Annotated in this window: 2 protein-coding genes; both read right to left on the bottom strand. The window is 53.1% G+C overall.

Annotated elements, in window-relative coordinates; translation table 11 throughout:
• Positions 1-689, bottom strand: a 689-nt coding sequence (locus AN390_RS19525) for an Ig-like domain-containing protein (RefSeq protein WP_173644045.1), incomplete at its 3' end; no start/stop codon positions are given.
• Positions 676-1,385, bottom strand: a 710-nt coding sequence (locus tag AN390_RS19520; RefSeq protein ID WP_236695121.1) for an Ig-like domain-containing protein, incomplete at its 5' end; no start/stop codon positions are given. The genes AN390_RS19520 and AN390_RS19525, both read right to left, overlap by 14 nt.

Raw genomic sequence — 1,385 nt, 5'->3', positions numbered from 1 at the left:
TTACCGGCGTTGTCGCTCACGCTGGCTTCAATGGTCAGCTCACCATCGCTTAAGGCGTTCGGTACATCCGCTGACCAGCTGCCACCTGCTTGGACTGTGGCTGTAAAGGTTTCGGTGGTAATGCCATCGCTAACGCTGATACTAATTACCGTGCCGGCTGGTGCATTCGTGGTACCACTAATGGTTGGCGTGCTGTCGTTGGTAGCGCCTACAGTATCAAGTGTCAGTGTCGGGGCAAGGCTATCTATGCTGCCCGATTGCGTAGCGCCTCCTGTATTGCCCGCCGCATCCGTAATGCTGGCTTGTACACTGTAGCTGCCATCAGGTAATTCTGGGCTGATTGCTTGCCAATTGCCGTTGACATCCACGGTAGCGGTGAGCGGTGTTTCATCGCCATTACTGTCGGTGATTACAATGTTTACAACTGTGCCTTCTGGCTCAGTTGAAGTACCACTAATAAGTGGAGTACTGTCGTTACCAAGTCCCAGTGCATCCACAGTTACAACTGGGGTAATGGTATCTACATTGCCACTGCTGTTGGCGGTACTTTCATTGCCTGCGGCATCAGTAATACTGGCCGTTACAGTAAAGTCACCTTGTGCCAGCGCACTGGGCACTTCAATATCCCAATGCCCATCCGTGCCAACGGTGGTGGTAATGGTTTGCACAGCGCCGTCACTGTCGGTCACGGTGGTTACTGGTGCCTTGTAATGTCGGGGTTAAGTCATTTACATCACCCACAGTTTGCATAGTTAATGTGGGTGCTTGCGTATCGATGGTGGCGGTTTCACTCACGGTGGTTTCGTTGCCTACGCTGTCGCGTACGCTCACTTCAATCGTGCTTTCACCTTCACTGAGTGGTGTCGCTGGTGTGGCGCTCCACTCGCCGTTGGCATCAACAAGGGCGGTAATGGTTTGTGGGTTACCGTCACTGTCGGTCACCACAATCGTTACTTGTGCGCCTTCGCCTGCGTCACTTGTACCGCTGATTATAGGCGTGTTGCTATTGCTTTGTGCATCCACCTCAACTGTGAGTGTAGGTGGTGTGTTATCAAAGTCATCTGAGCTGATTGTGCGTGTGTTCCCTGCTGCATCTGTGGCTGTGGCAATCACAGAGCCTACATCCAGTAGTGATACATCAAGCCCCACCAAAGACCAATTACCGTTGGCATCGGTTGTGGTGGTGTAAGTTACACCGACTCCCCCGCCAATAAGTTGCTCGGTGATGGTGATTTCACTGCCTGCTGGCAGGTCAGACGTACCACTGAGGGTAACCAATAAACCAAGCTCGAAGGTTGGCGTAAAGGCAAGAGCCGGTGGAGTTACATCCACTTCGCCGCTGTCTGTCCCTGTGCCCGTGTTGCCCGCTGCATCCGTGATGCTCG

The organism is Pseudoalteromonas sp. P1-11, from assembly GCF_001399995.1.
GTDB classification, from domain to species: Bacteria; Pseudomonadota; Gammaproteobacteria; order Enterobacterales; family Alteromonadaceae; genus Pseudoalteromonas; species Pseudoalteromonas atlantica.
Note: the sequence above shows the minus strand (reverse complement) of the source record. Positions and strands in the feature narration are given on the sequence as shown.